This is a genomic window from Acinetobacter sp. RIT698, from assembly GCF_009668065.1.
Taxonomy (GTDB): domain Bacteria; phylum Pseudomonadota; class Gammaproteobacteria; order Pseudomonadales; family Moraxellaceae; genus Acinetobacter; species Acinetobacter guillouiae.
This window is the reverse complement of sequence record NZ_WJYH01000096.1, coordinates 1-5,822: the sequence shown is the minus strand read 5'-3', so window position 1 is coordinate 5,822 and position 5,822 is coordinate 1. Positions and strand designations below refer to the sequence as shown.

Here is a 5,822-nt window from a genome sequence, read left to right as displayed (position 1 = left end):
TAAAAAATAGTTTATTGCTAGGAATACTATTTTTAATACTGTTTCTGGTCTTTCCTGTCGGTGGCGCAATCGATATGTATTTTATCCAACCGTGGATAGATAGTACTGGTCATTTCCCACTCAAAGACAATTGGTTTCTCATTGAAATTAATCACAAGCTGCTTAAACATATCGTCATTGCCTTTTATATTGCGGTATTCATTTCATGGATTGCTTCTTTTAAAGTTGCGAAATTAAAAGCGTATCAATGGCAATTGAGCTATTTATTTATTGTTAGTGTTTTATCCACTGCACTGATTGGCATTTTAAAATCCCACTCAGCCCATGCCTGCCCTTGGTCTATGACTGAGCAAACTGCTCTAGGCTATGTTTGGGATTTTTCTGCAAGCAATGGACGTTGCTTTCCTGGTGGCCATGCCAGCACAGGTTTTTCACTGCTTACAGGTTTTTTTGTATTTAGACGATCAAATTCTAAAGTTGCTTATTTTTTCTTAGTCTTAGGCCTAGCACTTGGTTTGATTACAGGTTGGGGGCAAATCATGCGTGGTGCACATTTTCTTAGCCATAACCTTTGGACAGGCTGGATTATTTTTACATTTAATGTAATTGTGTATCGTATCTTTTATAAAAAATTTAGCAGATAACGATCCTAAACTCTAAACGATATATTGCACAAAATTATTTTATTATAAATGCATCTCTAAAAATACATCAGATATTTAAAAACGAATTACTCATTATTCTCACTTATTTGATCGCTTATCTCTTTTCATTCCAATCTAAAAGCTAAATGAAGTGATGCATAGCTATATTTATCACTCAAAGAATTACATTTTTGTCATAATTTAAATATTAAATTATTAAATCAATCTTAATTTTTACAAATTATTATATTTTGTTTATACTTGAGCTAATTTAGTAATCTTATACGTGCAAAATATGAGTAATTTTTCTAAATTTCTCCGCAATTCACTTAAAATTCAAGACCAAAATATTCAGTCTTATCAATTAGATGATGGAAAAGTGTGGCTTAAAAAAGCCTCTGAACGCCATTCTGCTTGGATTTATGTCCCATTAAAATGGGTTGCACGTATACTCAATATTGAAGCGCTAACGCCTATTCCAAATTATGGTGGAAGTAAATCGATTTATTGTGAAGTTCATCGTCTGACAGAATTAAACTCATTAGGTATTCCAACGCCACAAATTTTAGCCAATTGTTCACAAGGACTATTGATTGAAGATGCTGCTGATCATGGTGAAGATGTTATGCAACTCGATCAAGCATTGGCACAAATGGAAGGAAATACGGCAAAAAAACTAGAGTTTTATCGTGAAGCAATCTTTGCAATTCAAGCTGTCCATCACAAAGACAGTTATTTGAGTGAAGCCTTTGCACGAAATATTTTAGTCAATAAGGACAAAGCATTTACTTTTATTGACTTTGAAACTGATCCTGGGGAAGTACTGGACTTAGAAACCTGTCAAATTAGAGATTGGTTATGTTTTATTTTCTCAACATCATTCCGTTTTAATGATGATGAGCTTGCCCAAGCTTGCGATATTTTTATCGGAGAAATTTACCCAAGTAAATCAAAATACAACGAAATTTGCCGTATCGGAAATAAACTCAACTGGGTCGCAAACTTTAATTTGGGTAAACTTGGCAGTGATGGTCGTAGGATGCAAAAATGTTTAGAATTTTTCCAATATATGAAGAAAAATGAACCACTTCCATTAATGTAGAAATGGGATCATTTATTTTCCAATCATTTTACTTCTCAGTTTTGATATCACACAGAATCGGGATTTTGACCAAGACACTGAGTCCGCCCAACTCCTCACTACGGGATAAAGACAGTTCACCACCTAAATGTTGAATGGCTTTATCCACGATTGACAATCCCAAACCACTGCCCACTTCCAAGTGATGATGTACACGATAAAAACGTTTTAAGACTTTATCGTACATCTCTGGATCAATCCCTAAACCACTATCCTCAATCAAAACATACGCAGAATCATGAATATCTTCAAATACCGAGATATTAATCATGCCTGAGACAGGGGTATATTTTATTGCGTTATCAATCAAATTAAAAATGATTGAATGAAGACTATGTTCTACACTTTTTAAAATCACTGTTTCATTACGAACAAAGCCAAGATCGATATCTTTTTCCATTGCGAGATTCATCAACTGTTCTACACAATTGAGTGCCACATCATTTAGCTTAAATTGAGTCACTTGAACTTCATGACTCAATGAGGAATCTTGCTTTGCCAAAGCAAGCAGTTGCGTGACCAAATGCTGCATCCGAGCCAAACCTTTGCTTAAATTTTTTAGATTTTCCTCTTCAGGAAACTGGCTCATCAAAATTTTCGTTTGTAGATTCAATGCGGTGATGGGTGTACGTAACTCATGTGCAGCGTCTGCCACAAATTGGCGCTGTTCTTGTTGAGCAACAGAAATTCGCTCAAACAAATGATTCATTTCATGGATCGTCGGCAGTAATTCTTCTGGATAGTGAGCATTTTGAATTGCCACCAATGAATTTGAATCACGTTTTGCCAGTTCGGATTTAAAGTCTTCAAGCGGTTTCAAACTGCGACGAATAATATAAACCAAGCCCAACAAAGCAAATGGAATGATCAGTAAATATGGAAGAAACATACTGCCTGCAAGCTCTAAAGCCAAATGCTCTCTGACTTTTTCTTGCTGGCTGATTTGAATCTGATAATTAGCTGTGGGTAAGATATAAGTAATCCAAGTGCCATGCGTTGTATCTTGGCTATAAAAACCAGCCTTTTGTTTAGGTTCAACAATGACATGATGTGGCGTATTTTGCGTTTGACTAGGATCAGCATATGCCCAAACATCTATAAATAAATCTTCTTCATGATAGCGTTTGTGTATATCAAAATGACTTTGAATGGGCCTTGGATTTAACTCCACACGCTCTGCAAGATAGACCATCTGAGCATCTAAAATTTCGTTGATCTCTTCTAAAGAAATTTTATAAGCGGAAAAAACCAACACGCAACCAAGTAAAATACTAAAAATAGAGGTATAACGAATTAAACGCTTTCTTAAGGAAAATGCTGTTTCCATATCATTCCGCTTTTTGTGGTTGCCCCAAACGATAACCTAACCCACGAATTGTACGAATAATATCTTTACCCAATTTCGATCGGATATGATGCACATAGACTTCAATTGTATTACTGTTGATTTCACTATCAAAAGCATACAATTTATCTTCTAAATTAGATTTAGAAAATATTTTATTGGGATGGGTCATTAACGGAATAAGAATCGCCCATTCACGATTTGAAAGCTCCACCGTTTCACCTTTTAGTGTTGCAATATGCTGTTCAACATCTAAAACAATTTCACCATTTTTTAGCAGATTTGAAGCACTTCCAGTTACGTCTTTCGCTGTATCACCTGTACGACGTAATAACGCATGGATACGAGCCACCAATTCATCGAACTCATAAGGCTTAATCAAATAATCATCTGCACCTTGATTTAAGCCTTCAACACGATTCTGTAATTGATCACGTGCTGAAATAATCAGTACAGGTAAACTAGAACGTTGACGGATTTGCTTTAAGACCTGCATCCCATCCATCATGGGCAAGCCTAAATCAAGTAAGACCAAATCAAATTGTTTCTCAGAAATAAGCTTGAGGCCATCTAAACCATTATTCACCCATTCCACATCAAAGCCTTGATATTTCAATAATGTTTTAGATGATTCTGCAATCATAAAATCATCTTCTATCATCAAAATTTTGGTCATGGTTTATATCCTTTCAATCAGCTTTGTACAGCACACTGGTGCAACATATTATTTTTTTGATCTATGACTTGAGTTTGGACATTTAACAAACTCAAAAGACTTGGAAATAAATTATCTTGACTCAATGTTGCCTGTTTTTGTTGATTTAAACAATTGATTTGTTTTGCTGCTACAGATTTCCATGCATCTGAAAACCACATCACCATAGGTACATGGGTTTGTTGAGTAGGTGCAATCGCATATGGTGCACCATGTAAATACATACCACGTTCACCTGTAGACTCGCCATGGTCAGATAAATACCAAAAACCTGTGCGATAATTTTCTTGCTGTTTTAAAGTTTCAATCAATTGATTTAGAATATGATCTGTATAGACAATCGAGTTATCATAAGTATTAATCAATTCAGTCGATGAACAACCTTGTATCGCATTGGTTTCACAAGTCGGTTTGAAATTTTTAAATTCATTTGGTGCACGTTTATAATAAGCAGGTCCATGACTTCCCATTTGATGTAATACAATCAAATGTGCTTGCTTGTCATCTTTTGGCAATTGACTTAAATATAGGTTTAAGCTGTCTACCAAAATACCATCTTGACATTCACCACCTTGACACCATTTTTTCTCTAAATCTTGAGGGATAACAAATTTCTCAACACGATCACAAGTACCCTTGCATCCTGAATTATTATCAATCCACGTCACCTTATAACCTGCACGTTGTGCAATATCCAATAAACCTTCTCGATGACTGGCAAGTTGCTCATCATAATCTTGACGCGGCATGCCTGAGAACATACAAGGCACTGAAACTGCGGTTGCTGTACCGCAAGAACTGACTTGAGAAAAATTAATTAGACCAGACTGTTTTGACAATTCAGGATTGGTATTTTTTGCATAACCATTTAAAGAAAAACTTTCTGCACGTGCAGTTTCACCGACCACCAAAACCATCAATTTAGGTTTATGCTGTAAAGCAACATCCTCGACTAAATGTGCATCTTCACCATAACGAATCAAAGGTAGATTTTTTTTCGGTGCTTTTTTATGAAAATAAGAAAGTGTTGAAGCCACTGCATTTTGCGGAGAAATCATGCCTTTTAAATCACGATGCTCACGAAATATAGCTGCATAATCCACATAAAAAACAAATAATAATGCAGCAATTACAGCGAAAGAGCCCGTAATATTTAGGCTTTTAAATAACAGTATTTTGCCAATTTTTTCTGGTTTAATCCTTACCCAAAGAATAATGATGATGGGTAAAACAACAAATCCCAGTGTCCAAATAAAAAATTGCAAAGAAAGTAAGTCTGACACTTCACTAGGATCTGTTTGTACCATATTTTGAATTTGATCAGGCGAAATCACCACGCCCAATGAATTGACAAAATAAGCACTAAATCCACCAATGAAGACCAAGACAATTGCAAAAAATTTTGCTGTCCATTTCCAGTCTAAAATTTGTAATAACAGGTTATATAAAGCAACCAGCACAAAACCTGTCGCGATCAGAAACAGCTGTGCTTTAACCCCCTGATAAGGCGTTAGAGACTGGACTTTATTTAAAAAACTAAAATTCAGACACAAGCCTAACCACACTGCGACAATAATATTAAAAGCAGTTAGGGAAATTGAGACTTCACGTCGTTTTATACGCGGTATTAAGTTAGACATTACTTTGGCAATACTCTTTTCAATAGTGTTAAGTTAAAAAATGAAGCTTAAACTGAACTTAAAAAGCACTTTCCCAAGCATATTGCGCCACTGATCCTATTTGTAATTACCTTAATATTTCTCATAATCTGAGAAATTTAAAATCAAATAAAAAAACTATAAAAAAGTTAGTATTATTTTATAGCTTGTAGATTTTAATCCTGCTTAATCGGATCCACAGCAATTTTTTGAGTTAATTATTGGGAACTGAAATTACTTTAAATCCAATAAATGGGATAATACACGAATTGATTTCTACACATTTAAAAATGACGAAAAAGTAATTTTTTATTTTCCA

The 5,822-nt window shown here is 34.9% G+C and carries 5 protein-coding genes; 2 read left to right on the top strand and 3 right to left on the bottom strand.

Annotated elements, in window-relative coordinates; all coding sequences use genetic code 11:
- Together GJV03_RS20995 and GJV03_RS20990 are read left to right on the top strand one after the other, a co-directional pair.
- Positions 1–644, top strand: a 644-nt coding sequence (locus tag GJV03_RS20995; RefSeq protein ID WP_252720761.1) for a phosphatase PAP2 family protein, incomplete at its 5' end; no start/stop codon positions are given.
- A 295-nt stretch (positions 645–939) separates the two neighbouring features.
- Positions 940–1,746, top strand: a complete 807-nt coding sequence (locus tag GJV03_RS20990) for a hypothetical protein (RefSeq protein ID WP_004722609.1) — start codon at positions 940–942, stop codon at positions 1,744–1,746.
- 28 nt (positions 1,747–1,774) lie between these two features.
- On the opposite strand, the gene GJV03_RS20985 is transcribed toward GJV03_RS20990, so the two are convergent.
- The 3 genes from GJV03_RS20985 to GJV03_RS20975 are packed head-to-tail and all read right to left on the bottom strand — an operon-like array spanning position 1,775 to position 5,485.
- Positions 1,775–3,112: an ATP-binding protein gene (locus GJV03_RS20985; RefSeq protein WP_105713126.1), complete on the bottom strand. Its 1,338-nt coding sequence runs from the start codon at positions 3,110–3,112 to the stop codon at positions 1,775–1,777.
- 1 nt (position 3,113) lies between these two features.
- The gene (locus GJV03_RS20980; protein ID WP_004722612.1) at positions 3,114–3,806 is read right to left on the bottom strand and encodes a DNA-binding response regulator PmrA; all 693 of its coding nucleotides are present in this window, start codon (positions 3,804–3,806) and stop codon (positions 3,114–3,116) included.
- Between the two features lie 17 nt (positions 3,807–3,823).
- Complete coding sequence (locus tag GJV03_RS20975) at positions 3,824–5,485, bottom strand: phosphoethanolamine--lipid A transferase (RefSeq protein WP_154131047.1); 1,662 nt, start codon at positions 5,483–5,485, stop codon at positions 3,824–3,826.
- Between the last annotated feature and the right edge of the window lie 337 nt (positions 5,486–5,822).

Excerpts from the sequence above, each read along its gene's own strand:
- GJV03_RS20980 (WP_004722612.1), bottom strand. The coding sequence starts at position 3,806 with ATGACCAAAATTTTGATGATAGAAGATGATTTTATGATTGCAGAATCA.
- GJV03_RS20990 (WP_004722609.1), top strand. The coding sequence starts at position 940 with ATGAGTAATTTTTCTAAATTTCTCCGCAATTCACTTAAAATTCAAGAC.
- GJV03_RS20985 (WP_105713126.1), bottom strand. The coding sequence starts at position 3,112 with ATGGAAACAGCATTTTCCTTAAGAAAGCGTTTAATTCGTTATACCTCT.
- GJV03_RS20975 (WP_154131047.1), bottom strand. The coding sequence starts at position 5,485 with ATGTCTAACTTAATACCGCGTATAAAACGACGTGAAGTCTCAATTTCC.